Genomic DNA, 24,419 nt, shown 5'->3' on the forward strand with positions numbered 1-24,419 from the left:
CTCCGTCTGTGCTCCGCCGCCCCGGGGTCCTGCACCCGGCCCCTGCCGGATCCACCCCGCGGCCGACCTCGGGATGCCCGTTCAGACATTCGAATGCGGCCGATGGTTGCACACGGGCGACGCACAACAGCCCTGCCGGACAGAGAGCTTGACGGAACCCACGAGGTCTGCGGCGGCAACCCGAAACCGCGGTCCGCGTTGGAGGAGCGCGAGGTCGGCTACGTGCTCGCCGTCGCCGGCTCATCCCGGTCGGCAAGGATTTCATCCTCCGAGGTAGTCACTTTCCTCTAGGTACCTACTGCACCGAGCTTGTTAGCGTCGCCGTCATCGCGAGAAACCACAGGAAAGATAAGGGAGTTGAACATGATCGTGGTGACAGGTGCCACCGGGAACGTCGGGCGGTCGCTGGTGCAGGCCCTGGCGTTGGCCGGGGAACGGGTGACGGCGGTGTCGAGGGGGACAGCCCCGGTCGACCTGCCGAGGGGGACCGGACATGTGTTGGCCGACCTGACCGCGCCGGAGACCCTGCGGCCCGCCCTCGACGGCGCCGAAGCCCTGTTCCTGCACGACGGCGGCGCGGGTGGCCACGGGCTCGACCCGCGAGCCGTCCTGGACAAGACCAGGAACGCCGGGGTCCGGCGGGTGGTACTGCTGTCCTCGCAGGGCGTGGTGACCAGGCCGGAGTCGCCCTCGCACGGAGGCGTCATGCGGGCGATCGAGGAAGCGGTGCGAGAGTCGGGCCTGGCCTGGACGATCCTGCGGCCCGGCGGCTTCGCGTCCAACGCCTGTGCCTGGGTGGAGTCTGTACGCGCCGAGCGGATCGTCGCCGCGCCGTTCGGTGACGTCGCGATCCCGGTGATCGATCCGGCGGACATCGCGGAGGTCGCGGCCGTGGCCCTGCGCAAGGACGAACACACGGGTCACGTCTACGAGTTGAACGGGCCCGCGGCCGTCACGCCCCGGCAGCAGGCCGAGGCGATCGGCGCGGCCCTCGGCGAGCCGGTGCGGTTCGTGGAGCTGACCCGGGCCGAGGCGCACGCGCGGATGGCCGCGTTCATGCCGGAGCCGGTCGTAGAGACCACGCTGGCCGTACTCTCCGAGCCCAACGCCGCCGAGCTACGGCTCAGCCCGGACGTCGAGCGGGTACTCGGCCGCACGCCCCGCCCCTTCGCCGAATGGGCCCGCCGTAACGTCGAAGCCTTCCGGTGAGAAGTGACGCGTGCGCCTCTGCCCACCTCGGTCTCAGCGGGGGCGGAGGCCTTGCCGTTCCTTCTCGGACCACCACCAGCCGCCCCATTCAACGCCAACTTCCCTGGCCGGCGACGTAGCTCGACAGCCCCCGCAGACCATGCCCGAAAGGGCGGCACCCCCGCACAGGGTGCCGCCCTTTCTCGTGGGCCGGGGCCGCCGCCCATCGGTGTTGAGGGTCGGGGACGGGCGGCGGACCCGGGGTCCTGTGCTCGGGGGCTAGCGGTGGTCGCTGCCCTTCGAGCTGGAGGCCGCGCGGCCCGCTTCCAGGCGGGCGACCGGGATGCGGAACGGGGAGCAGGAGACGTAGTCGAGTCCCACCTCGTGGAAGAAGTGGACCGACTCGGGGTCACCGCCGTGCTCGCCGCAGACGCCGAGCTTCAGGTCGGGGCGCGTCTCGCGGCCGGCCTTCACCGCGGACTTGACCAGGGAGCCGACGCCGTCCTTGTCGATCGTCTCGAACGGGCTGACGCCGAAGATGCCCTTCTCCAGGTACGCCGTGAAGAAGGAGGCCTCCACGTCGTCGCGACTGAAGCCCCACACCGTCTGGGTGAGGTCGTTCGTGCCGAAGGAGAAGAACTCCGCCGCCTCGGCGATCTGCCCGGCCGTCAGCGCGGCGCGCGGCAGCTCGATCATCGTGCCGATCGCCAGCTTCAGGTGCACGCCGGTGGCCGCCTCGACCTCCGCGATGACCTGGTCGGCCTCCTCGCGGACGATCTCCAGCTCCTGGACGGTGCCCACGAGCGGGATCATGATCTCGGCGCGCGGGTCGCCCTTGGCGTTCTTGCGCTCGGCGGCCGCCTCCGCGATGGCCCGTACCTGCATGGTGAACAGACCGGGGATGACCAGGCCGAGACGCACACCGCGCAGGCCCAGCATCGGGTTCTGCTCGTGCAGGCGGTGCACGGCCTGGAGGAGACGGAGGTCGTTCTCGTTGGAGTCCTTGCGGGACTCGGCGAGCGCGACACGCACCGACAGCTCGGTGATGTCCGGCAGGAACTCGTGCAGCGGCGGGTCCAGGAGACGGACCGTGACCGGGAGGCCGTCCATCGCCGAGAACAGGTCCACGAAGTCCTGCTTCTGGAGCGGCAGGAGGGCCTTCAGCGACTCCTCGCGCTCGGTCTCGGTGTCCGCGAGGATCAGGCGCTCGACCAGCCCACGGCGGTCGCCCAGGAACATGTGCTCCGTACGGCACAGACCGATGCCCTGGGCGCCGAAGCGGCGGGCGCGCAGCGCGTCCTCGGCGTTGTCGGCGTTGGCGCGTACGCGCAGGCTGCGCTTGCGGTCGGCGAAGGCCATGATCCGGTGGACGGCCTCGACCAGCTCGTCGGCGTCGTCGGCGCCGGCATGCATCCGGCCCTCGAAGTACTCGACGACCGGGGACGGGACGACGGGGACCTCACCGAGGTACACCTTGCCGCTGGAGCCGTCGATCGAGATGAGGTCGCCCTCCTCGACGACGTGCCCGCCGGGCACGGTCATCCGGCGGCGCTTGGTGTCGACCTCCAGCTCCTCGGCACCGCAGACACAGGTCTTGCCCATGCCGCGGGCGACGACGGCCGCGTGGGAGGTCTTGCCGCCGCGCGAGGTGAGGATGCCCTCGGCCGCGATCATGCCGTCCAGGTCGTCGGGGTTCGTCTCGCGGCGGACCAGGATGACCTTCTCGCCGGAACGGGACCACTTCACCGCGGTGTACGAGTCGAAGACGGCCTTGCCGACGGCGGCGCCCGGCGACGCGGCGATGCCCCGGCCGACCTGCGCGACCTTCGCCTCCTCGTCGAAGCGCGGGAACATCAGCTGCGCGAGCTGGGCGCCCGTCACGCGCTGGAGCGCCTCGGCCTCGTCGATCAGGCCCTGGTCCACGAGCTGCGTGGCGATGCGGAAGGCCGCGCCCGCCGTGCGCTTGCCGACCCGGGTCTGGAGCATCCAGAGCTGGCCGCGCTCGATGGTGAACTCGATGTCGCAGAGATCCTTGTAGTGGTTCTCCAGGGTCTCCATGATCTGCATGAGCTGGTCGTACGACTTCTTGTCGATCGACTCCAGCTCGGCGAGCGGGACCGTGTTGCGGATACCCGCGACGACGTCCTCGCCCTGGGCGTTCTGGAGGTAGTCGCCGTAGACGCCCTGGTGGCCGGAGGCGGGGTCGCGGGTGAAGGCGACGCCGGTGCCGGAGTCGGGGCCGAGGTTGCCGAAGACCATCGAGCAGACGTTGACGGCCGTGCCGAGGTCGTGCGGGATGCGCTCCTGGCGGCGGTAGAGCTTGGCGCGCTCGGTGTTCCAGGAGTCGAAGACCGCGTGGATGGCGAGGTCCATCTGCTCGCGCGGGTCCTGCGGGAAGTCCCGGCCGGCCTCGGTCTTGACGATCTTCTTGAACTTGGTGACGAGCTTCTTGAGGTCGGCCGCCTCGAGGTCCGTGTCGACGGTGACCTTCTTGAGGTCCTTCGCCGCGTCCAGAGCCTCCTCGAAGAGCTCGCCGTCCACGCCGAGGACCGTCTTGCCGAACATCTGGATGAGACGGCGGTAGGAGTCCCACGCGAAGCGGTCGTCGCCGGACTGCCGGGACAGGCCCAGCACGGACTTGTCGGAGAGGCCGATGTTCAGGACGGTGTCCATCATGCCGGGCATGGAGAACTTGGCCCCGGAGCGGACGGAGACGAGCAGGGGGTCGTCGGCCTGGCCGAGCTTCTTGCCCATCTTGGCTTCGAGGGCCTCGAGGTGCGCACTCACCTCGTCACGCAGTGCCGCCGGCTCCTCGCCACTGTCGAGGTAGGTCTTGCACGCCTCGGTGGTGATGGTGAAGCCGGGCGGGACGGGAAGACCCAGGTTGGTCATTTCGGCGAGGTTGGCACCCTTGCCCCCGAGCAGGTCCTTGAGGTCCCTGTTGCCCTCGGTGAAGTCATAAACGAACTTCGCTCCACCAACGCCGCTTTCGGCTACGTGGGGATCTTTGTTTTCCGACACGAGTCTCGACTCCTCGACGTCGCGGTGGCTGCCCTGACGACGGGGAACATACCCAGATCGAAGGCACCTGGGTACGTCCACTTGTGCGTCATGTGCCTGTAACCAGTCGTCCGCCACCAGATCCAAAGTCAAGGCTTGGCAAGTCATCGATGCGGATGTTTTCAACTCTTGAACGAATCGGCGCCCACAGACCACCCTTTTCGCTCAAGTGAGCAGACTCGGGCGCGTTTGAGTTTAATCGATGAACGATCAGAGGGTGGCACTCAGTGCCACCCCTTAGGGAAGTGCAGTCGTGCAAGATCCGCTCATCTGAGCGTGACCCCTATCAAGGGTGGCGAGAATCACGCCACCAGGAGAAGTCAGATTTCATCATCCGGACCACGATCCGGGGCGCGACACACGGAGGTACGAGCACGGCCCACGGATGTCTCACACGGATGCCGCGCCGCGATCCCCGCACGGGTGACCCCGCGCCGCGATCCCCGCACGGGTGACCCCCGGCCGTGATGCCCGTACGAGTGACCCGGCCGCGATGCCCGCGCGAGTGACCCGGAACGGATCACCCCGGAACGCACGGCCCCGCCCGTCACACCCCGAGAGCCGCCAGCCGCTCCTCGGCCCGCTCCGGCGCGTACAGGTGCTCCACGACCAGCGCCCCCGCGCCCACGAGGCCGGCCCGCTCGCCGAGCCGGGAGGTCACCACGTCCAGGTGAGCGGTGGAACGGGGCAGCGCCCGCTGGTACAGCAGCTCCCGTACACCCGTGAGGAACGGGGTTCCGGCCAGATCCCCGGCGATCATCAGCACGCCCGGGTTGAGCAGCGTCACCACGGTGGCCAGGACGTCCCCGACCCGGCGGCCCGCCTCCCGCGCGAGCGCCGTCGCCTCGGGGTGGCCGGCCGCCAGCAGTTCGCGCACGTCCGAGCCGGACGCGGCCGGGATCCCGGACTCCGCGAGCCGGCGCGCCACCGCGCCGCCACTGGCGACGGCGGCGAGACAGCCGTACGAGCCGCACCGGCACAGCGCGTCGGCGCCGACCCGGATGTGCCCGATGTCGCCCGCGCCGCCGTCGACGCCCCGGTAGACGGTGCCGCCGACGACCATGCCGGCGCCTATACCCGTGGAAACCTTGACCAGCGCGAACGCCGAGCAGTCCGGATAGCCGGCGCGCTGCTCCCCGTACGCCATGAGGTTGGCGTCGTTGTCGACGAGCACGGGGACGCGGGCGGCGCCGGTGCCCGCGTGTTCGGCGAAGGCGCGGCCCAGCCGCCCCCTTATGTCGTAGCCGTCCCAGCCCGGCATGATCGGCGGCTGGACCACGCGGCCGGTCTCGCTGTCGACGGGGCCCGGCACCGCGAGCCCGATGCCGCAGACGGCGTCGGCCGGCCGGCCGGACTTCCCGACCAGGTCGGCGAACCAGCGTCCGAGCTCACCGAGGACCGCCTCGGGGCCGTCGTCGATCACCAGGGGTCCCGCGTGCTCGGCGAGGATCTCGCCGGTCAGGGTGAGGACGGCGGCCCGGCCGTGCCGGGTGTCGAGGTCGGCGGCGAGGACGACGGCGTGCTCGTCGTCGAACTCCAGGGTGATGGAGGGACGGCCGCCGAGGGGTGAGTCGACGGGGCCGCCGGCCCCCTCGCGGAGCCAGCCCGCGCGGAACAGCCGGTCCAGGCGCTGGCCGACCGTGGCCCGCGACAGACCGGTGGCCCGCTGGAGCGCCCCGCGCGTGGTGGCCCGGCCGCTGCGCACCAGTTCGAGCAGTTCTCCGGCGCTTGCCTGGTTCCCGGTCCTCACGGTCACTCCCCGCCTTTCTGTCATGCGCACCCTCTTGCGTTCCCCAACTCTGCATTACATATTGAGTTTTGCGTGTTAAATAGACGTAACCCTACGGCAGACACTGCCGAACCGGCCGGCCGGACGTCTTCGGGGAGACCTGAGTGGACAGCACAACCCAGCTCACCGCCCTGCACAGGGGCCCCATGGCTCCTGTGAGCACCACCGGGATTCCCTCGCGCGCCTCCGGCCCGCCCTCCCCGCCGCATGCGGCCGAGATCGTCCGGAGCGGAGCACCCGTATACGATCCCGGCGGACCGCCGGGGTCGCTGCACCTCAGGGCTTCCCGGGTGCTGGACGGCAACTGGACCGGAACGTCCACGGTGCCCTCCCGCGGTCTGTACCCGCACCAGTGGTCCTGGGACTCCGCGTTCATCGCGATCGGCCTGCGCCATCTGTCCCCGCTGCGGGCGCAGACGGAGCTGGAGACCCTGCTCGGCGCGCAGTGGGCCGACGGGCGTGTGCCGCACATCGTGTTCAACCCCTCCGTCCCGCTCGACGCGTACTTCCCGAGCCCCGACTTCTGGCGCTCCTCCACCGCCGGGCGCGCCGCGGGCGCCCCGCGCACGGTACAGACGTCGGGCATCGTGCAGCCACCGGTGCACGCGCTCGCGGTGTGGCTGGTGCACCGGGCGGACCCGGGACTGTCCAGGGCCCGCTCGTTCCTCTCCCGGATGTATCCCCGCCTGGCGGCCTGGCACCGCTATCTCCTGCACCGCCGGGACCTGGGCGGCGGCGGCCTCGCCAGCGTGGTCCACCCCTGGGAGCAGGGCATGGACAACAGCCCCTGCTGGGACGCCCCGCTCAGCCGCGTCACCCCGGCGCCGGCCCGCTCCTTCCGGCGCGCCGACCTCGACCACGGCGCTCCCGAGGACCGGCCGACGGATCTCGACTACGGGCGGTACGTACGGCTGGCCGCGGACTACCGGGACCGGGGATACACCGACGGCGGCGGCGAGTTCGCCGTCGAGGACCCGCTGTTCAACGCCCTGCTGATCGCCTCGGAGCACGCGCTGGCCGAGATCGCGCGGGAACTGGGCGCGACGGGGACGGCCCGGCACGCGCGCGCGGAGCGGCTGACGGCGGCCCTGGTGGAGCGGCTGTGGGACCCGGCGGAGGGCATGTTCTTCTGCCGCGACGAGCGGAGCGGGGCGAGCGGCGGCGACGGCGACAGGGCCGGCGCGGGCAGCGGGAGGGGCGGGCCGGGCGGGCGTGGGGTGCTGATTCCCGAGCGCAGTGTCGCCGGGCTGCTGCCCCTCATCCTGCCCGCGCTGCCGCGCGACATCGCCGCCACGCTCGTACGGACCGCGGGCGGGCCGCACTTCGGGCTGGGCGGCGCGACGCGCCTCGTGCCCAGCTACGACCTGACCGGCGAGGCGTTCGATCCGCACCGCTACTGGCGGGGGCCGGCCTGGTTCAACACCAACTGGCTGCTGGAGCGCGGGATGCGGCTGCACGGAGAACACGGACGGGCGGACGCGCTGCGGACCGCCCTGCTGGACACCGCCGGGGAGTCCGGGTTCGCGGAGTACGTGGACCCGTTCACCGGCGAGGCCTGCGGAGCACTCGGGTTCAGCTGGACGGCGGCACTGACGCTCGATCTGCTGCACGAGCCCTCCGGGGCACCATCGGTCGTGTCCCCGCAGGGGCGCGACGCGTTGACCGACACGGCACTCGGCACCGACGCCGGCGCCGACGGTGCGGGACAGCGCGCATGCGAGTTCGGGACGGACGCCAAGGGAGGGGACCGGGGATGACGGACCGGCATCATCTGCTCGTGCACGGTGGAACGTTCGCCGCCGTGGGCGACGGAGGGGACATCAGCGGAGTACGGGGCGGCAGCTCGCCGGACGGGTTATTCGTACGGGACGCCCGGCACCTGAGCCGCTGGCAGCTCACCGTGGACGGCGCGGTGCCCGAGGCACTGACGCCGGTCGCGGACGGTGACACGGCACGCTGCGTACTGGTTCCGCGCGGCGGCCGCAACGAGCCGCCCGCCTACACGCTCTTCCGTGAACAGGCCGTCGCCGAGGGTTCGTTCGTGGAGGCGCTGCGCGTCACCAGCAATCGTCCGACGGCCACGACGGTCCGGATCGCGGTCACCGCGGACGCCGACTTCACGGATCAGTTCGAACTGCGTTCCGACCACCGGACGTACGCCAAGACAGGTGTCGTACGCCAGCGCCAGGTCCTGGACGACGGGGTCGAGTTCAGCTACCGGCGCGGGGAGTGGCAGTCCCGTACGACGGTCACCTCCGAGCCCGCGCCGGACGGGGTGGAGGAGACGGGCACGGGCGCGCGTCGCCTCGTATGGACCCTCGACCTCGAACCGCACGGCTCGGCGGAGCTGGCGCTGCGCGTCGCGGCCCGTCCGCACGGCGCCACGCACGAGCCACGGGTTCCCGCCTCGCCGGCCGCGGCGGGCGAGCGACTCCTCGCCCTGGAGGGCGAGTTCGCGCAGGGGGTGCCGTTCCCGACCGGCTGGCCCGAGCTGGCCGCGGCCTGTGCGCGCGGCCTGTCCGATCTGGCCGTCCTCCAGGTGTCGGCGACGGGCCTGGACGGCGAGGAGCTGCGGGTGCCCGCGGCCGGGGTCCCCTGGTTCCTCACCCTGCTGGGCCGCGACGCCCTGCTCACCTCGCTGTTCGCGCTGCCCTACCGGCCTCAGCTCGCCGCCGCTACCCTGCCCGCGCTGGCCGCCACCCAGGCGGTCGAGGTGGGAGCGGGCGCGGTCGCCCAGCCCGGCAAGATCGTGCACGAGGTGCGGCACGGCGAGCTGGCGCACTTCGGGCAGGTGCCGTACGGGCGGTACTACGGTTCGGTGGACGCGACTCCGCTGTTCCTGGTGCTGCTCGGCGCCTACACCGAGCACACCGGCGACATGGCCCTGGCCCGTCGGCTGGAGCCCAACGCCCGTGCGGCGATCGGCTGGATGCTGGACCACGGCGGGCTGACCTCGCGCGGCTATCTCGTCTACCGCGCGGACGGTGGCGGCCTCGCCAACCAGAACTGGAAGGACTCCCCGGGCGCCATCTGCTCGGCCGACGGCAGCCGCCCCACCGGGCCGGTGATGGCGGCGGGCGCGCAGGGGTACGCGTACGACGCGCTGCGCCGCACCGCCCAACTGGCCCGCACGGTCTGGGACGACGAGGTCTACGCGGCGCTCCTGGAACAGGCCGCCGCCGATCTGCGCGACCGTTTCCAGCGGGACTTCTGGATGAACGAGCACGCCTTCCCCGCGCTGGCGCTCGACGGCGACGGCCGGCATGTCGACGCGCTCGCCTCGGACGCGGGGCATCTGCTGTGGTCCGGTCTGCTGGACAAGGAGTACGGCGAACTGGTCGGCCGGCGGCTGCTCGAACCGGACTTCTTCTCCGGCTGGGGAGTGCGCACGCTCGCTTCGGGCCAGCCCGCGTACCACCCGCTGTCGTACCACCGCGGTTCCGTCTGGCCGCACGACAACGCCCTGATCACCTTGGGGCTGGCGCGGTACGGACTGCACGACGAGGCCCGTACGGTGGCGCACGGGCTCGTGGACGCGGCCACGGCCGCGGGGCACCGCCTCCCCGAGGTCATCGCGGGCTACGGCAGGGACACCCATGCCGAGCCGGTGCCCTACCCGCACGCCTGCGTACGGGAGTCCCGTTCGGCGGCGGCACCGCTGGCCCTGCTCGCGGCGGTGGGCGGGGCCTAGGGCGGACACGCCCTGGGCCTGTCCGCGCCGGGAAGACGGGCGTCGGGGGGCGGCGCCCGGGCCGTTCGGTGCGCGCGTGGGCGGCGCGCACCGAACGGCCGGCGGGTCAGCCGCCGGAGGTGTCCAGTTCGGCGTCCTCGGACACGCCCGCGCAGTCGTAGGGGTCCTTGAGCCAGCCGTCCGGCAGCACGACCCGGTTGTTGCCGGAGGTACGGCCGCGCGGCCCGTCGGCGCCCGACGGCCACGGCTGGTCCTGGTCCAGCTCGGCCAGCCCGTCGGAGAGTTCGGCGAGCGAGGAGGTGATCGCGAGGCGCTTGCGCATCTCCGAGCCGACGGAGAAGCCCTTGAGGTACCAGGCGACGTGCTTGCGGAAGTCGATGACACCGCGCGCCTCGTCGCCGATCCACTCGCCGAGCAGGGTGGCGTGGCGGACCATGACGGCCGCGACCTCGCGGAGCGTCGGCCGCGCGTAGGCGTCGGGGCGGCCCTCGAAGGCGGCCACCAGGTCGCCGAACAGCCACGGCCGGCCGAGGCAGCCGCGCCCGACGACGACCCCGTCGCACCCGGTCTCGCGCATCATGCGCAGCGCGTCGTCCGCCGACCAGATGTCGCCGTTGCCGAGGACGGGGATCTCGGGCACGTGCTCCTTCAGCCGGGCGATGGCGTCCCAGTCGGCCGTGCCGCCGTAGTGCTGGGCCGCGGTACGGCCGTGCAGCGCGATGGCCGTCACGCCCTCCTCGACCGCGATCCGTCCCGCGTCGAGGAAGGTGATGTGGTCGTCGTCGATGCCCTTGCGCATCTTCATGGTGACGGGCAGGTCCCCGGCACCGCTGACGGCCTCGCGCAGGATCGCGCGCAGCAGGTTGCGCTTGTACGGGAGGGCGGAGCCGCCGCCCTTGCGGGTGACCTTGGGGACCGGGCAGCCGAAGTTGAGGTCGATGTGGTCGGCGAGGTCCTCTTCCGCGATCATGCGGACGGCCTTGCCGACGGTGGCGGGGTCGACCCCGTAGAGCTGGATCGAGCGCGGCTTCTCGGTCGCGTCGAAGTGGATCAGCTGCATGGTCTTCTCGTTGCGCTCGACCAGCGCCCGCGTGGTGATCATCTCGCTGACGAACAGACCCTTGCCGCCGCTGAACTCGCGGCACAGCGTGCGGAACGGCGCGTTCGTGATCCCGGCCATGGGGGCCAGGACGACGGGCGGCTGCGCCTTGTGGGGGCCGATCGAGAGCGAGGAGTTCAGCGTGGAGTCCACCGTGGACGTGGGCGTGGGCATTACCCCATTGTGGCGTACCGCGCCGGATGCTCGCACGGAAGATCGTGTAGCGGTCATTAGTTAGACACACTATCGACAACGACGTACCCTGACCGCATGCCTGAGCTCAGCCACCGTCACCGGATGCTGGTGCTCGCGATCTGCTGCATGAGTCTGCTGATCGTGAGCCTCGACGTCACGGTTCTGAACGTCGCCCTGCCCTCGATGCAGCAGGAGCTGCACGCGAGCGTCGCGGGGATGCAGTGGACCATCGACGCGTACACCCTGGTGCTGGCGTCCCTGCTGATGCTCGCGGGCTCCACCGCCGACCGCATCGGCCGGCGCAAGGTGTTCATGACGGGCCTGGTCCTGTTCACCATCGGCTCGGTGCTCTGCTCGCTGGCCCCGAACCTCGACACGCTCATCGTCTTCCGGATGGTCCAGGCCGTCGGCGGCTCGATGCTCAACCCGGTGGCGATGTCGATCATCACCAACACCTTCACGGACCCGCGCGAACGGGCCCGCGCGATCGGCGTCTGGGGCGCCGTGGTCGGCATCTCGATGGCCGCGGGACCGCTGGTGGGCGGACTGCTCGTCGACACCGTGGGCTGGCGCTCCATCTTCTGGATCAACCTCCCCGTAGGCCTCGCCGCGCTCCTGCTGACCCTGCGCTTCGTCCCCGAGTCCCGCGCCCCGAAGGCCCGCCGCCCCGACCCGGTCGGCCAGCTCCTCGTCATCGCCCTGCTCGGCTCCCTGACGTACGCGATCATCGAGGCGCCCACCTCCGGGACCGTCCACACCCTGTCCTTCGGCGCGGTCGCCCTCGCCGCGCTGCTGGGCCTCCTGTGGTACGAGCCCCGGCGCGACGAACCCCTCATCGACCTGCGCTTCTTCCGCTCGGTGCCGTTCAGCGGAGCCACCGTCATCGCGGTGAGCGCGTTCGCCGCGCTCAGCGGCTTCCTGTTCCTGTCGACGCTGTACCTCCAGAACGTGCGCGGCCTGAACGCCCTGCACGCGGGTCTGTGGATGCTGCCCATGGCGTTCCTGTGCTTCGTCTGCGCGCCCGTGTCGGGACGCCTGGTCGGCAACCGCGGTTCCCGGCCGTCGCTGCTGATCGCCGGTGTCGCGATGACCGTGAGCGGGGTGCTGTTCGCCGCGTTCGAGGCGGAGACGTCGAACGTCACGCTCGTCGTCGGCTACGTCTTCTTCGGCATCGGCTTCGGCTTCGTGAACGCGCCCATCACCAACACGGCCGTCTCCGGCATGCCCCGCGCCCAGGCGGGCGTGGCCGCCGCCGTCGCCTCGACCAGCCGGCAGATCGGCGGCACCCTCGGGGTCGCCGTCATCGGCGCGGCGCTCGCCTCCGGCATCCGGGCCTCCGCCTACCGGGACACCTTCGTCGCGGCCTCCCGCCCCGGCTGGTGGATCATCACCGCCTGCGGTGTCGCCGTCCTCGTCCTCGGCTGGCTCAGCAGCGGGCGCCGGGCCCGCGCCTCGGCCGAGGAAACGGCCCGCCTGCTGGAGTCCCCGGAGATCCGGGACACGGCGGGCGTACGCGCCCAGGACCCCTCCGCCGCCTGACCGGACCGGCGGCGTCTGGACCGGTTGCGCCTGGACCGGCGGTGCGGGGCCGTCCCCGGATCAGACCGCCCCCGCCGCCTCCACCCGGGACCGCGCTCCGGCCCGGTCCTCGTTCTCCGCTCGCGCCTCGGCCTCGGCCTCGGCCTCCAGGGCGATCGCGTGCAGCTTCTCCAGCCGTGCGCGGCTCTCCTCGTCGTGAGGCGGGTACGCCACCATCCGGGCGCCCAGGTCGGGGGCGAGCCACAGGTCCGTGTGATCGACGGTGACCAGGCCGACGTACGGGTTCGCGAACTTCTTGGTCTTGCCTCGGGTGGCGGCCACCTCGTACCGGTCCCAGTTCTCGCGGAACTCGGCCGACTCGGCCCGCAGCCGCTTCAGCAGCGTCTTCCAGGCGGGCTCCCCCAGGTGCCCGGCCATCGACGCGCGCAGCTTCGCGGCCATCAGCCTCGTGGTCTCGTCGAGCAGGACGATCGAGGCGCGCCACTCCGCGTTGGTGTAGGCGAGCAGGACGCAGTTGCGGTCGGCGGGCGGGACCGTGTCGAGGTCGCGCATCATCAGCCGGGCGTAGGTGCGGTTGTACGCCAGGATGTCGTACCGGCTGTTCTGGATGCAGGCCGGAACCGGCTCCAGCTGCGTCAGGACCTGGCGGAGCGCCGGGGTGATCACCGCGCACTGCGCGGCGGGCGTGGGGTCGACCGCGCCGGCGAGCTGGAAGAGGTGGGCCCGCTCACTGGTGTCCAGCAGCAGGGTGCGGGCCAGGGCGTCGAGAACCTGCTCGGAGACCTGGATGTCGCGCCCTTGCTCGATCCACGTGTACCAGGTGACGCCCACCGCGGAGAGCTGGGCGACCTCCTCGCGGCGCAGGCCCGGCGTGCGCCGTCGGCGGCCACGGGGAAGCTGGACCTGCTCGGGCGTGATGCGTTCGCGGCGGCTGCGCAGGAAGGTGGCCAGCTCGTGCCGCCGGACCTCCCCCGCACGGGACGCCGCACCGGCGCCCGGCGCCACCCCACCGCCGGCCGGAGGCACCGGGTCCGGACCCCTGACCGTGGCCGCCGGTCGCGCGGGCACCGCGCTCGTGGCCGTCTCGCGTGCCATCGTCGTCATGCCTCCAGCCTGCCGCTCGGCGCAGCCTGTTGCCAGGTAGTGCTTGTACCAGGATAAGAAGACTCTGGTACCCGTCTGAGTACGGGAGAAGTCTGGAGGACGTGACCGACACCGGAACTCTCACGACCACCGTCCGCGCCCCCACGGCGCCACCCGCGCTCAGCGGCCTCGGACTCTTCACCGTGCTGCTCGGCGCGGCGCTCCCCCTGATCGACTTCTTCATCGTCAACGTAGCCCTTCCGACCATCGGGCATGACCTGAACGCGAGCGAGGCGGTCCTCGAACTCGTCGTCGCCGGCTACGGGGTCGCGTACGCCGTCCTGCTCGTCCTCGGCGGACGGCTCGGCGACCTGTTCGGGCGCCGCCGGCTCTTCCTCGGCGGCATGGCGGCCTTCGGCCTGACCTCGCTCGCCTGCGGCCTCGCGCCCACCGCCTGGACCCTGGTGGCGGCGCGGGTCGCGCAGGGCGCGGCGTCCGCGGCGATGCTGCCGCAGGTCCTCGCCACCATCCAGTCGGCGACCTCCGGACCCCGCCGGGCCAAGGCGATGAGCCTGTACGGCGCCACGGCCGGGCTGTCCATGGTGACCGGGCAGATCCTCGGCGGCCTGCTGGTCGCGGCCGACATCGCGGGCACCGGCTGGCGCTCGGTCTTCCTCGTGAACGTGCCCGTCGTCGTGCTCGGCCTGGTCCTGGCCCGCCGTGCCGTCCCCGAGACGCGCTCGCAGCGCCCGGAGCCGATCGACACCCCCGGCACGATCCTGCTCGCGGTCGCCCTGCTGGCCCTGCTCGCCCCGCTCACCGAGGGCCGGGCCGCGGGCTGGCCGCTGTGGACCTGGATGTCCCTCGCCCTGTTCCCGCTCGCGGCCGCAACCTTCTACCTCGTCGAACGCCGGGCGGACCGCCGCGGCCGCACCCCGCTGGTCCCGCCGAGCCTGTTCGAGCTGACCTCGCTGCGCCGGGGCCTGATCATGATCGTGCCGTTCTCCATCGGCTTCAGCGGCTTCATGTTCGTGATCGCGGTGGCGCTGCAGCGCGGCGAGGGGCTCGGTCCCGTCCCGGCGGGGCTGGCCCTCGCGCCGATGGCGTTCGTCTTCTTCGTCACGTCCCTGTGCGGACCCCGGCTGATCGCCCGGTACGGCACCCGGGTGGTCACCGCGGGCGGGCTGATCCAAGGGGTGGGTCTGGCCCTGATCGCGCTGGCCGCCCGGCACTCCTGGCCGGACCTCGGGGTGGCGGAACTGCTGCCCGGAGCGGCCGTCGCCGGCGCGGGCCAGGCGCTCCAGCTGCCCGTCCTGATCCGGATCATCCTGTCCGAGGTGCCGCCCGCGCGGGCGGGCGTGGGCAGCGGCGTGATGGCCACCACCCAGCAGGCGGCGCTCGCCGTCGGGGTGGCCACGCTCGGCACCCTGTTCCTGTCCCTCGTCCCGTCCCACGGGATGCGGGACGCCCTGGTGACGACCCTCCTGGTCCAGCTGGCCGGCGTGGCCCTGACCACCACGCTGAGTCTGCGGCTGCCGCGCACGATCGGCTGAGGGGCCGACCCGCGGCGAAGGCCTGCCGCGGGCCTTCGCGGGTCCTCGCCGGACGTTCCGCCGCGCCGGGCGCACCGGCCGCGCCGGCCCGTCGTCCGGCGCCCGACCTCCTTGCGGCCACCGGCATATGCACTGGCCATGAGCCTGCCGCCTTCCCCTCGGGGGCTGTTGACACCAGTGGTGCGTCATGTCGTACTGAGTCGCACCGAAGTCGAACGGAGCGCGCCCGGCGATGGCCCGGCGCGTTCCGTCCGGCCGACCCGCGATCCACGATCCACGATCCGAGGAGACTCCGTGGCCGAGATCAAGATCCGCGCGCTGGACCGGAGAACGGCCCGGGACGACAGCGGTTCCGGACACTGAGCTATCCCACGCCCGCCGACGTCACCCGCACCGCCGAGGCCCTGACCGCCCGGCATCCCGGCCTGTGCCGACTGAGCACGATCGGCCACTCCCGGCACGGCGTCCCGCTGCGGATGCTGAGCGTCGGAAGAGGGGCACGGCACGCCCTCGTGGTCGCGGGCGCACACCCCAACGAGTACGTCGGCGGAGGCACCCTTCTGGAGCTGGCCCACCGGGCACTGGGCGGCGAACGGCCGGGCACCGTATGGCACTTGGTGCTGTGCCTCGATCCAGACGGGGCACGCCTCAACGAAGGCGGGCACGGGGCCGACACCCTCTTCGGCCACTACCGGTCCTTCTTCCGCCCCACCGCCGACGAACAGCCCGAATGGGCCCCCGCTCTTCCCCGCCCGCGGTTCCTGCCGGAGAGCCGCGCCCTGCTCGACGTCATCCACCGGCTGCGGCCCTACATCCAGATCTCCCTGCACGGCACGGACATCGGCGGCACCTTCGCCCAGCTCACCCGGGACGTCCCCGGCCTCGACCGGACCCTCGCGGCCTCCGCCGAACGGCTCGGCATCCCGGTCGAGAGGGCCCCGCTGGACGCCCTGCACTGGCCCACGAGCGCTCCCGGCGTCTTCGTCCTGCCGCCGCCCGGAGCGCCCGAACGCCCCACCGCCTTCCCGGAGAACGCCCACCGCTCCACCTGGCTCGCCCCGCACGCCCACGGTGGCGTCACCGCGGTGCTGGAGGTACCGGTCTGGGCCGCCACCGGATTCGCCGACCTCGCGCCCCATCCCGCTCCGGAACAACGGCTGCGGCACTGGGCGGAACGGCTGCGGGACTACGCCCACACCGTCCGCGGCCACTACGAACGGGCCCGCCCCCATCTCCCGGACCCCGGCCCGGACCCCGGCTTCAGCATGCGCAGGGCCGTGGCCGAAACGCTGCGTGTGTGCGGCCCGTTGGCCGACAGCTGGGACCCCGCGCACCCGTCGTTCACCCCGCTCCCCGGCCTCACCCGCGCCCGCACGGCCAGCATCGAGGGTTTCGCCCGGCGAACCCCGCTCCGGGCCGCGGCCATGCTGCTGCGCCTGCTGGAGGAGTACGCGCCCGCTCCGGGGACCGCGTCCCAGCGCACCGAGCTGGAAGCCCTCGTCGCGCGCTGGTGCGCCGCCTATGCGGCGAGTTTCACGGCGACCTGGGTACCGGTGGACCGGCAGATAGAACACCAGGTCAACGTCACCACGGCCGCCGTGGAGGCCGCCGAGGGTCACCTCGCCCCGTCCTGACCGCGACGGCACCCGTGCCGGGCTCGGCGAACTCACCTCCGAAGAACCCCCGTTGATCTTCGCCATGCTGCACACTCCTTGCTGCGCAGACGAAGCGGGAGAACCAGGAGGCGTCATGCTTCAGATGAACACGAGCAAAGTGAGCCGCTGGGACCAGCACGGCCGCGAGCACACCGTTCACGTGCAACGGGCGGGCGTCCAGCGCACCATCCGGTGCGAGACGTGCGGCTGGCGCAAGAACACCCAGTTCCTGCCCTGGCTGAAGGCGGAGGAGCACCTGGCCGAGGAACACCAGGCGACGGTCGACCCCAAAGAGGGGTGAGAGCGGCGCCGAAGAGGCGTGAGGACGGCGCCGAAGGGGCGCGAGGGCGACCCCGTAGAGGCCTGAGGGCGGCGCCGAAGGGGACGTGAGGCCCGCCATCACTTTGGTCCAGACCTATTGACGAAAGGTCTGGACCGCGCGACTGTCATGCCTACGACACCTCACCGCACCCCCACCGGGAGGCCTCGCATGATCCGTCGGAAACTGCGTCTGCTCGCCGTCGCGCTGGCCGCGGCCGTCCTCACCCCTCTGTCGATCGCGGGCGCCCCCGGCGCCCACGCCGCGGACACCTGCGCGGTGAAGTCCCGTCCCGCCGGAAAGGTCCTCCAGGGCTACTGGGAGAACTGGGACGGTTCGGCCAACGGTGTGCACCCGCCCTTCGGGTGGACGCCGATCACCGACTCCCGTATCGCCGCCCACGGCTACAACGTGATCAACGCGGCGTTCCCCGTCATCCGCTCGGACGGCACCGCGCTGTGGGAGGACGGGATGGACGCGGGCGTGAAGGTCGCCACGCCCGCCGAGATGTGCGCGGCCAAGGCGTCGGGGCAGACGGTCCTGCTGTCCATCGGCGGAGCTGCCGCCGGTATCGACCTGAACTCGACCGCGGTCGCCGACCGTTTCGTCGCGACGATCGTGCCCCTCCTGAAGAAGTACAACTTCGACGGCATCGACATCGACATCGAGACCGGTCTCGTCGGCAGCGGCAGCATCGGGCAGCTCTCCACGTCGCAGGCCAACCTGATCCGGATCATCGACGGGGTGCTGTCCCGGATGCCGTCGAACTTCGGGCTGACGATGGCACCGGAGACCGCCTACGTCACGGGCGGAAGCATCACGTACGGGTCGATCTGGGGCGCCTACCTGCCCATCGTGAAGAAGTACGCGGACAACGGGCGCCTGTGGTGGCTGAACATGCAGTACTACAACGGCAGCATGTACGGCTGCTCCGGTGACTCCTACTCCGCGGGCACCGTGCAGGGCTTCACCGCCCAGACCGACTGTCTCGACAAGGGGCTTGTAGTGCAGGGGACCACCGTCAAGGTCCCCTACGACAAGCAGGTCCCGGGGCTGCCCGCCCAGTCCGGCGCGGGCGGCGGCTACATGACGCCAAGCCTGGTCTCCCAGGCCTGGCGCCACTACGGCACCTCCCTCAAGGGCCTGATGACGTGGTCGGTCAACTGGGACGGCTCGAAGAACTGGACCTTCGGCGACAACGTGAAGGCGCTGCAGGGCCGCTGAGGCCCGCCGGGCCACAGGACGGCGCTCCGCCGCCGGCCGCACCGACGCCCGGACACCCCATGGTCCGGGACAACGCGAAGCCCCCGGTTCCCTGCTCGGGAACCGGGGGCTTCGTGAGCGCGCAGGCGCAGGTCAGCAGCCGACGAGGCGGCCGGCCAGGTAGCCCTCGATCTGGTCGAGCGAGACACGCTCCTGCTTCATGGAGTCGCGCTCGCGCACCGTGACGGCGTTGTCGTCCAGGGTGTCGAAGTCGACGGTGACGCAGAACGGGGTGCCGATCTCGTCCTGACGGCGGTAGCGGCGGCCGATGGCACCGGCGTCGTCGAACTCGATGTTCCAGTTCTGGCGCAGGGCCGCGGCCAGGCCCTTGGCCTTCGGGGACAGCTCCGGGTTGCGGGACAGCGGCAGCACCGCGACCTTCACCGGGGCGAGACGGTGGTCGAGGCGCAGCACCGTGCGCTTCTCCATCTTGCCCTTGGCGTTCGGGGCCTCGTCCTCGATGTAGGCGTCGAGGAGGAACGCGAGCATGGCGCGGCCGACACCGGCGGCGGGCTCGATGACGTACGGGGTCCAGCGCTCTCCGGCTTCCTGGTCGAAGTAGGAGAGGTCCTGGCCGGAGGCCTTGGAGTGCGCGCCGAGGTCGTAGTCGGTGCGGTTGGCGACGCCTTCCAGCTCACCCCACTCGTTGCCGCCGAACTGGAAGCGGTACTCGATGTCGGCGGTGCGCTTGGAGTAGTGGGAGAGCTTCTCCTTCGGGTGGTCGAACCACCGCATGTTCTCCTCGCGCATGCCGAGACCGGTGTACCAGTTCCAGCGCTGCTCCATCCAGTACTCCTGCCACTGCTCGTCCTCGCCCGGCTTGACGAAGAACTCCATCTCCATCTGCTCGAACTCGCGGGTGCGGAAGATGAAGTTGCCGGGCGTGATCTCGTTGCGGAAGGACTTGCCCATCTGGGCGATACCGAACGGCGGCTTCTTGCGCGAGGCGGTCTGCACCTGGGCGAAGTTGGTGAAGATGCCCTGGGCGGTCTCGGGGCGCAGGTAGGCGACGGAGCCGCTGTCCTGGGTCGGGCCGAGGTGGGTGGAGAGCAGGCCCGAGAACTGCTTGGGCTCGGTGAAGGTGCCCTTGTTGCCGCAGTGCGGGCAGTTCAGGTCGGCCAGGCCGTTCTCCGGGAGGCGGCCGTGCTTGGCCTCGTAGTGCTCCTCCAGGTGGTCGGCGCGGAACCGCTTGTGGCACGAGGTGCACTCGGTCAGCGGGTCCGTGAAGGTGGCGACGTGACCGGAGGCGACCCACACCTCGGGGGCCAGGATCACGGACGAATCGAGACCGACCACGTCCTCGCGCGACGTGACCATGTAACGCCACCACTGGCGCTTCAGGTTCTCCTTGAGTTCCACGCCGTGCGGGCCGTAGTCCCAGGCGGCACGCTGTCCGCCGTAGATCTCACTACAGGGGAAAACGAAGCCACGGCGCTTGCTCAGGCTGACGATGGAATCGATCTTGTCGGCGGCCACGGTGCTCTCTTCATTACGAACGGACGGCAGCGAATGCTTCAGGTTACCGGCGCCAGCCACCCCCGCATCAAATCGGTTCCCGCGGTAGGCCGCTTCCTGCCGATTGGATCCGCTTGATACCCGTTGCCGGAGAGCGCGCGGGCACCCCCACGAGGGCTTGTTGACAATCGTTTCCAAATTTGTTGAAAATGACTGTCATGAACGTACGACGACGCCTCATAACAGGGGCCGCCGCCGTGGCGGCCACCGCCCTCGGCCTCGGCGCCCTCACGGCCTGCTCGGGTTCCGCCTCGGCCGACGCCCGCAACGACGGCAGACTCGACGTCGTCGCGTCGTTCTACCCGCTCCAGTACCTCGCCGAGGAGATCGGCGGGTCGCACGTGAGCGTCACGACTCTGACCCGGCCCGGCCAGGAACCGCACGACCTGGAGATCAGCGCCCGGGAGACCGCGCGGCTCCAGGACGCCGACGCCGTCCTCTACCTCAAGAACCTCCAGCCGGCCGTCGACGACGCGGTGGCCCAGTCCGGCGTGAAGACCAAGGTCGACGCGGCCTCGCTGACGACCCTGGAGAAGCACGGCAACGAGGTCGGCGGGCACGCCGCCGCCCACGACCACAGCGAGGGCGAGGACACCGGCGCCGCCGACCCGCACGTCTGGCTCGACCCCGTGCGCTTCGGCCAGGTGGCCGAGGGCGTGTCGGCCGCGCTGAAGAAGGCCGACCCGAAGCACGCCGCGGACTACGAGAAGAACACGGCGGCGCTGCGGACGAAGTTCACCGCGCTGGACAAGGACTTCCGCGACGGGCTCGCGAACACGAAGACCAAGACCTTCATCACCACCCACGCCGCGTTCGGCTACCTCGCCGAGCGCTACGGGCTCACCGAGGAGGCCGTCAACGGCCTCGACCCCGAGTCGGAGCCCAGCGCGAACCGGGTGAAGGCCCTGGAGAACATGGCGAAGGCCGACGGCGTCACGACGGTGTTCTACGAGACGCTCGTCAGCGACCGGACCGCCGGCACCATCGCCCGGGACGTGGGACTGCGGACGGACGTCCTCGACCCCCTCGAAGGCATCACCGACAAGTCCAGGGGCAGCGACTACATGCAGGTCATGCGGTCGAACCTGAAGGCCCTCCAGACGGCTCTCGGAACGAAGTGATCACTGTGGAGGACGTCGTGAGCGAGTCCGTCGTAACCCTGCGCGGTGTCCGGGCGGAGCTGGGTTCACGCCCGGTCCTGCGCGGCGTGGACCTGACCGTGCGCCGCGGGGAGGTCGTCGCGCTGCTCGGCGCCAACGGCTCCGGCAAGTCGACCGCCGTGCGCAGCGTCATCGGCCAGGTCGCCGTCAGCGCCGGCGAGATCGAGATCTTCGGCGTTGCGCGCCGCCGCTTCCGCGACTGGCACAAGGTGGGCTACGTCCCGCAGCGGACCACGGCCGCGGGCGGCGTGCCGGCGACGGTCACCGAGATCGTCGCCTCGGGACGGCTGTCCCGTACCCGCCTCGGCATCCTGCGCAAGGCCGATCACGCGGCCGTACGACGGGCCCTGGAGCTCGTCGGGATGGCGGACCGCGCCAAGGACTCCGTGAACGCCCTGTCGGGCGGACAGCACCAGCGGGTCCTCATCGCCCGCGCGCTGGCCTCCGAACCCGAACTGCTGATCATGGACGAGCCGATGGCGGGCGTGGACCTCGCCAGCCAGGAGGTGCTGGCCGCGACCCTGCGCGACCAGGTCGCCCAGGGCACGTCCGTGCTGCTCGTCCTGCACGAGCTGGGCCCCCTGGAGCCGCTGATCGACCGCGCCGTCGTCCTGCGGGACGGCTGCGTCCTGCACGACGGCCCGCCACCGCGGGCGGTCGGCCAGCACGCCCTGCCGGGCCACGACCACGTACACCCGCACGCGGCCCATGACGCCGAACCCCACCGGACGGGACTGCTGAGCTGATGGACATCCTCGACTACGCCTTCATGCAGCGGGCACTGCTCGCCGCCGTCCTGGTGGGCGTCATCGCGCCCGCCGTCGGCATCTACCTCGTCCAGCGCCGTCAGGCCCTGATGGGCGACGGCATCGGCCATGTGGCGATGACGGGCGTCGGCCTCGGCTTCCTGCTCAACACGTCACCGGTGTGGATGGCGACGGCCGTCTCCGTGCTGGGCGCCGTGCTCATGGAGCTGATCCGCTGGTACGGCAGGACGCGCGGCGACATCGCCCTGGCCATGCTCTTCTACGGGGGCATGGCGGGCGGCGTGATGTTCACCAGCCTCGCGGGCGGCTCGACCGCCAATCTGACCTCGTACCTCTTCGGCTCGCTGTCGACGGTGAGCGAGTCCGACGTGACGGCGATCTTCCTGCTGGCCGCCTTCGTCCTGGTGGTCACGCTCGGACTGCGCCGGCAGTTGTTCGCGGTCAGCCAGGACGAGGAGTTCGCGCGGGTGACCGGTCTTCCGGTGCGGGCCCTGAACCTGCTGACGGCGGTCACGGCGGCGGTCACGGTCACCGTCGCGATGCGCGTGGTCGGCCTGCTGCTGGTGAGCGCGCTGATGGTCGTGCCGGTCGCGGCGGCCCAGCAGCTCACCCGGAGCTTCGCGGCGACGTTCGCCGTCGCGGTGGCGATCGGGGTGAGCGTGACGATCGGCGGCACGGTGACGTCGTTCTACCAGGACGTGCCGCCCGGCTCGACGATCGTCCTGCTGACGATCGGCGCGTTCATCGCGCTGACGGCGCTGGCGACACCGCTGGCCCGGCGCCGGGCCCGTGCGCTGGCCGCCGCCCAGGCCGCCGGGGATCCGGCGGAGTGCGCGATTCCGGCCACCCGCGAACCGGAGAGCACCGTCGGCGTCTGACCGGGCACAGCCCGGACTGGCACAATGGCCGGGCAAGTGCAGACGTGAGGAGGCAACGGTGACAACCGCTGGATCGCCCGTCCGGGGCCGCTCCACCCGGCAGCGTGCCGCCGTGGCGGCCGCGCTCGACGAGGTGACCGAGTTCCGCAGCGCGCAGGAGCTCCACGACATGCTCAAGCACAAGGGCGACTCGGTCGGACTCACCACGGTCTACCGCACGCTCCAGTCCCTCGCCGACGCCGGCGAGGTCGACGTCCTGCGCACCTCGGAGGGCGAGTCCGTCTACCGGCGCTGCTCCACCGGCGAGCACCACCACCACCTCGTCTGCCGCGTCTGCGGCAAGGCCGTGGAGGTGGAGGGCCCCGCGGTGGAGAAGTGGGCCGAGGCCATCGCCGCGGAGCACGGCTACGTGAACGTGGCCCACACCGTGGAGATCTTCGGCACGTGCGCGGAGTGCGCGGCGGCGAAGGGCTGAGCCCCTCGACGCGTCAGGCGCGCGTCAGGTTGCGGTCGAGGATCGCCCGCAACCTGTCCACGTCCTCGGGAGTGCGCGCGGCGCGCTCGGGCAGCACGGTGAAGCCGACGGCGTTCTTGTCGGGGCTGAACATGACGAAGGCGTCCGCATCCGCCCCGTACCCCTGCGGCTGCCCCGACAACTCCTGCTGCGGCGCAGCACCCTGGCCCTCGACCACGACCCCTCCCCGGTTCGGTGGTGACGCGCCATGATCGTAAGGCCGGGTTCGGACAACGCCCCGGGCTGCGGGTGTTACGAGCCGTCGCCCCGCATGGCCTTCTCCATCGCGAGCAGTTGCTCGTTCGGGACGGCGCCGCCGAAGCGGCGGTCGCGCTGCGCGTACTCGACGCAGGCCCGCCACAGGTCACGGCGGTCGAAGTCGGGCCACAGCACGTCCTGGAAGACCATCTCGGCGTAGGCGCTCTGCCAGAGAAGGTAGTTGGAGGTGCGCTGCTCGCCACTCGGGCGCAGGAACAGGTCCACGTCCGGCATGTCCGGGAAGTACATGTACTTCTGGAGGGTCTTCTCGTTGACCTTGGACGGGTCGAGGCGGCCGGCCTTCACGTCCTCGGCCAGCGCCTGCGCCGCGTCGGCGATCTCGGCGCGGCCGCCGTAGTTCATGCAGAAGTACAGCGTGAGCGCGTCGTTGTCCTTGGTCTGCTCCTGGGCGATCTGGAGCTCCTTGGCGACCGACTTCCACAGCTTGGGCATGCGTCCCACCCAGCGCACCCGGATGCCGAGCCCGTCGAGGGTGTCGCGGGTCTTGCGGATGAAGTCGCGGTTGAAGTTCATCAGGAAGCGCACCTCGTCGGGCGAGCGCTTCCAGTTCTCGGTGGAGAAGGCGTACAGGGAGATGCTGCCGACGCCGACCTCGACCGCGCCCTGGAGCACGTCGAGGACGCGCTCGGCACCGACCTTGTGCCCCTCGGTCCGGGGCAGCCCGCGCTCCTTGGCCCAGCGGCCGTTCCCGTCCATGACGATCGCGACATGGTTCGGGACGAGCTCGCCGGGGAGTTTGGGCGCGCGGGCACCGGAGGGGTGCGGTTCCGGCGCCTTGTACTCGCGGCGCCGGCTGCCCAGGATCCCGCGTACGACCATGTGCTTCTCGTCTCCCTCTTGCTCGCGTGCGCCTGGCGCTCGTCTCGCTCTGC

At 71.4% G+C, this 24,419-nt stretch carries 19 protein-coding genes; 12 read left to right on the top strand and 7 right to left on the bottom strand.

Going from position 1 to position 24,419, the window contains the following annotated elements; genetic code table 11:
• The first annotated feature begins 363 nt into the window (after positions 1 to 363).
• Positions 364 to 1,209, top strand: coding sequence for an NAD(P)H-binding protein (locus OG410_RS14555; protein ID WP_329299531.1), 846 nt, complete (start codon positions 364 to 366; stop codon positions 1,207 to 1,209).
• Positions 1,210 to 1,467: 258 nt separating this feature from the next.
• Here OG410_RS14555 and ppdK read toward each other — a convergent pair whose 3' ends face one another.
• Together ppdK and OG410_RS14565 are read right to left on the bottom strand one after the other, a co-directional pair.
• Entirely contained in the window at positions 1,468 to 4,209 is a 2,742-nt protein-coding gene (gene ppdK / locus OG410_RS14560) for a pyruvate, phosphate dikinase (protein ID WP_329299532.1), read from the bottom strand.
• Between the two features lie 586 nt (positions 4,210 to 4,795).
• Entirely contained in the window at positions 4,796 to 6,022 is a 1,227-nt protein-coding gene (locus OG410_RS14565; RefSeq protein ID WP_329299533.1) for an ROK family transcriptional regulator, read from the bottom strand.
• 161 nt (positions 6,023 to 6,183) lie between these two features.
• Between OG410_RS14565 and OG410_RS14570 the strand changes: the two genes are divergently transcribed.
• A complete protein-coding gene (locus tag OG410_RS14570; protein ID WP_329304125.1) occupies positions 6,184 to 7,794 on the top strand; it encodes an MGH1-like glycoside hydrolase domain-containing protein in 1,611 nt (536 codons plus the stop codon).
• Positions 7,791 to 9,728 carry an amylo-alpha-1,6-glucosidase gene (locus OG410_RS14575; RefSeq protein ID WP_329299534.1) on the top strand — a complete coding sequence of 646 codons (1,938 nt, stop codon included), beginning with the start codon at positions 7,791 to 7,793 and terminating at the stop codon, positions 9,726 to 9,728. Before OG410_RS14570 ends, OG410_RS14575 begins: the two co-directional genes overlap by 4 nt.
• 106 nt (positions 9,729 to 9,834) lie before the next feature.
• On the opposite strand, the gene dusB is transcribed toward OG410_RS14575, so the two are convergent.
• Positions 9,835 to 11,001: a tRNA dihydrouridine synthase DusB gene (gene dusB / locus OG410_RS14580; protein WP_326787951.1), complete on the bottom strand. Its 1,167-nt coding sequence runs from the start codon at positions 10,999 to 11,001 to the stop codon at positions 9,835 to 9,837.
• Positions 11,002 to 11,097: 96 nt separating this feature from the next.
• Here dusB and OG410_RS14585 point away from each other — a divergent pair, with 96 nt between their 5' ends.
• Entirely contained in the window at positions 11,098 to 12,561 is a 1,464-nt protein-coding gene (locus tag OG410_RS14585; RefSeq protein WP_329299535.1) for an MFS transporter, read from the top strand.
• A gap of 60 nt (positions 12,562 to 12,621) precedes the next feature.
• Here OG410_RS14585 and OG410_RS14590 read toward each other — a convergent pair whose 3' ends face one another.
• Positions 12,622 to 13,665 carry a helix-turn-helix transcriptional regulator gene (locus tag OG410_RS14590; RefSeq protein WP_329299536.1) on the bottom strand — a complete coding sequence of 348 codons (1,044 nt, stop codon included), beginning with the start codon at positions 13,663 to 13,665 and terminating at the stop codon, positions 12,622 to 12,624.
• Positions 13,666 to 13,766: 101 nt separating this feature from the next.
• Between OG410_RS14590 and OG410_RS14595 the strand changes: the two genes are divergently transcribed.
• The 4 genes from OG410_RS14595 to OG410_RS14610 all read left to right on the top strand — a co-directional run bounded on the left by OG410_RS14595 (position 13,767) and on the right by OG410_RS14610 (position 18,395).
• On the top strand, positions 13,767 to 15,197 hold the full coding sequence (locus OG410_RS14595) for an MFS transporter (protein ID WP_329299537.1): 1,431 nt from the start codon (positions 13,767 to 13,769) through the stop codon (positions 15,195 to 15,197).
• Between the two features lie 404 nt (positions 15,198 to 15,601).
• Complete coding sequence (locus OG410_RS14600; protein ID WP_329304126.1) at positions 15,602 to 16,831, top strand: M14 family zinc carboxypeptidase; 1,230 nt, start codon at positions 15,602 to 15,604, stop codon at positions 16,829 to 16,831.
• 115 nt (positions 16,832 to 16,946) lie between these two features.
• A complete protein-coding gene (locus tag OG410_RS14605) occupies positions 16,947 to 17,153 on the top strand; it encodes a hypothetical protein (protein ID WP_329299538.1) in 207 nt (68 codons plus the stop codon).
• Positions 17,154 to 17,342: 189 nt separating this feature from the next.
• Positions 17,343 to 18,395: a chitinase gene (locus tag OG410_RS14610; protein WP_329299539.1), complete on the top strand. Its 1,053-nt coding sequence runs from the start codon at positions 17,343 to 17,345 to the stop codon at positions 18,393 to 18,395.
• 132 nt (positions 18,396 to 18,527) lie between these two features.
• Here OG410_RS14610 and OG410_RS14615 read toward each other — a convergent pair whose 3' ends face one another.
• Positions 18,528 to 19,910 (bottom strand): glycine--tRNA ligase, encoded by a 1,383-nt coding sequence (locus tag OG410_RS14615; RefSeq protein ID WP_326787942.1) that lies wholly within the window; start codon positions 19,908 to 19,910, stop codon positions 18,528 to 18,530.
• A gap of 197 nt (positions 19,911 to 20,107) precedes the next feature.
• Between OG410_RS14615 and OG410_RS14620 the strand changes: the two genes are divergently transcribed.
• Genes OG410_RS14620 through OG410_RS14635 form a run of 4 tightly spaced genes read left to right on the top strand, consistent with a single transcriptional unit; the run spans position 20,108 to position 23,229 of the window.
• Complete coding sequence (locus OG410_RS14620) at positions 20,108 to 21,070, top strand: metal ABC transporter substrate-binding protein (protein ID WP_329299540.1); 963 nt, start codon at positions 20,108 to 20,110, stop codon at positions 21,068 to 21,070.
• Positions 21,070 to 21,855 carry a metal ABC transporter ATP-binding protein gene (locus OG410_RS14625; RefSeq protein WP_329304127.1) on the top strand — a complete coding sequence of 262 codons (786 nt, stop codon included), beginning with the start codon at positions 21,070 to 21,072 and terminating at the stop codon, positions 21,853 to 21,855. Before OG410_RS14620 ends, OG410_RS14625 begins: the two co-directional genes overlap by 1 nt.
• Positions 21,855 to 22,754, top strand: a complete 900-nt coding sequence (locus tag OG410_RS14630) for a metal ABC transporter permease (protein WP_329299541.1) — start codon at positions 21,855 to 21,857, stop codon at positions 22,752 to 22,754. Before OG410_RS14625 ends, OG410_RS14630 begins: the two co-directional genes overlap by 1 nt.
• 58 nt (positions 22,755 to 22,812) lie before the next feature.
• Positions 22,813 to 23,229 carry a Fur family transcriptional regulator gene (locus OG410_RS14635; RefSeq protein ID WP_326787939.1) on the top strand — a complete coding sequence of 139 codons (417 nt, stop codon included), beginning with the start codon at positions 22,813 to 22,815 and terminating at the stop codon, positions 23,227 to 23,229.
• 13 nt (positions 23,230 to 23,242) lie between these two features.
• On the opposite strand, the gene OG410_RS14640 is transcribed toward OG410_RS14635, so the two are convergent.
• Positions 23,243 to 23,446: a hypothetical protein gene (locus OG410_RS14640; protein WP_329299542.1), complete on the bottom strand. Its 204-nt coding sequence runs from the start codon at positions 23,444 to 23,446 to the stop codon at positions 23,243 to 23,245.
• 74 nt (positions 23,447 to 23,520) lie between these two features.
• The gene (locus OG410_RS14645; RefSeq protein WP_329299543.1) at positions 23,521 to 24,366 is read right to left on the bottom strand and encodes an isoprenyl transferase; all 846 of its coding nucleotides are present in this window, start codon (positions 24,364 to 24,366) and stop codon (positions 23,521 to 23,523) included.
• Positions 24,367 to 24,419: the final 53 nt, after the last annotated feature.

The sequence above is a fragment of the Streptomyces sp. NBC_00659 genome (assembly GCF_036226925.1).
Classification (GTDB): domain Bacteria; phylum Actinomycetota; class Actinomycetes; order Streptomycetales; family Streptomycetaceae; genus Streptomyces.

Excerpts from the sequence above, each read along its gene's own strand:
- OG410_RS14590 (WP_329299536.1), bottom strand. The coding sequence starts at position 13,665 with ATGACGACGATGGCACGCGAGACGGCCACGAGCGCGGTGCCCGCGCGA.
- OG410_RS14570 (WP_329304125.1), top strand. The coding sequence starts at position 6,184 with ATGGCTCCTGTGAGCACCACCGGGATTCCCTCGCGCGCCTCCGGCCCG.
- OG410_RS14585 (WP_329299535.1), top strand. The coding sequence starts at position 11,098 with ATGCCTGAGCTCAGCCACCGTCACCGGATGCTGGTGCTCGCGATCTGC.
- OG410_RS14610 (WP_329299539.1), top strand. The coding sequence starts at position 17,343 with ATGATCCGTCGGAAACTGCGTCTGCTCGCCGTCGCGCTGGCCGCGGCC.
- OG410_RS14575 (WP_329299534.1), top strand. The coding sequence starts at position 7,791 with ATGACGGACCGGCATCATCTGCTCGTGCACGGTGGAACGTTCGCCGCC.
- OG410_RS14605 (WP_329299538.1), top strand. The coding sequence starts at position 16,947 with ATGCTTCAGATGAACACGAGCAAAGTGAGCCGCTGGGACCAGCACGGC.
- dusB (WP_326787951.1), bottom strand. The coding sequence starts at position 11,001 with ATGCCCACGCCCACGTCCACGGTGGACTCCACGCTGAACTCCTCGCTC.
- OG410_RS14620 (WP_329299540.1), top strand. The coding sequence starts at position 20,108 with ATGAACGTACGACGACGCCTCATAACAGGGGCCGCCGCCGTGGCGGCC.
- OG410_RS14555 (WP_329299531.1), top strand. The coding sequence starts at position 364 with ATGATCGTGGTGACAGGTGCCACCGGGAACGTCGGGCGGTCGCTGGTG.
- OG410_RS14630 (WP_329299541.1), top strand. The coding sequence starts at position 21,855 with ATGGACATCCTCGACTACGCCTTCATGCAGCGGGCACTGCTCGCCGCC.
- OG410_RS14645 (WP_329299543.1), bottom strand. The coding sequence starts at position 24,366 with ATGGTCGTACGCGGGATCCTGGGCAGCCGGCGCCGCGAGTACAAGGCG.
- OG410_RS14565 (WP_329299533.1), bottom strand. The coding sequence starts at position 6,022 with ATGACAGAAAGGCGGGGAGTGACCGTGAGGACCGGGAACCAGGCAAGC.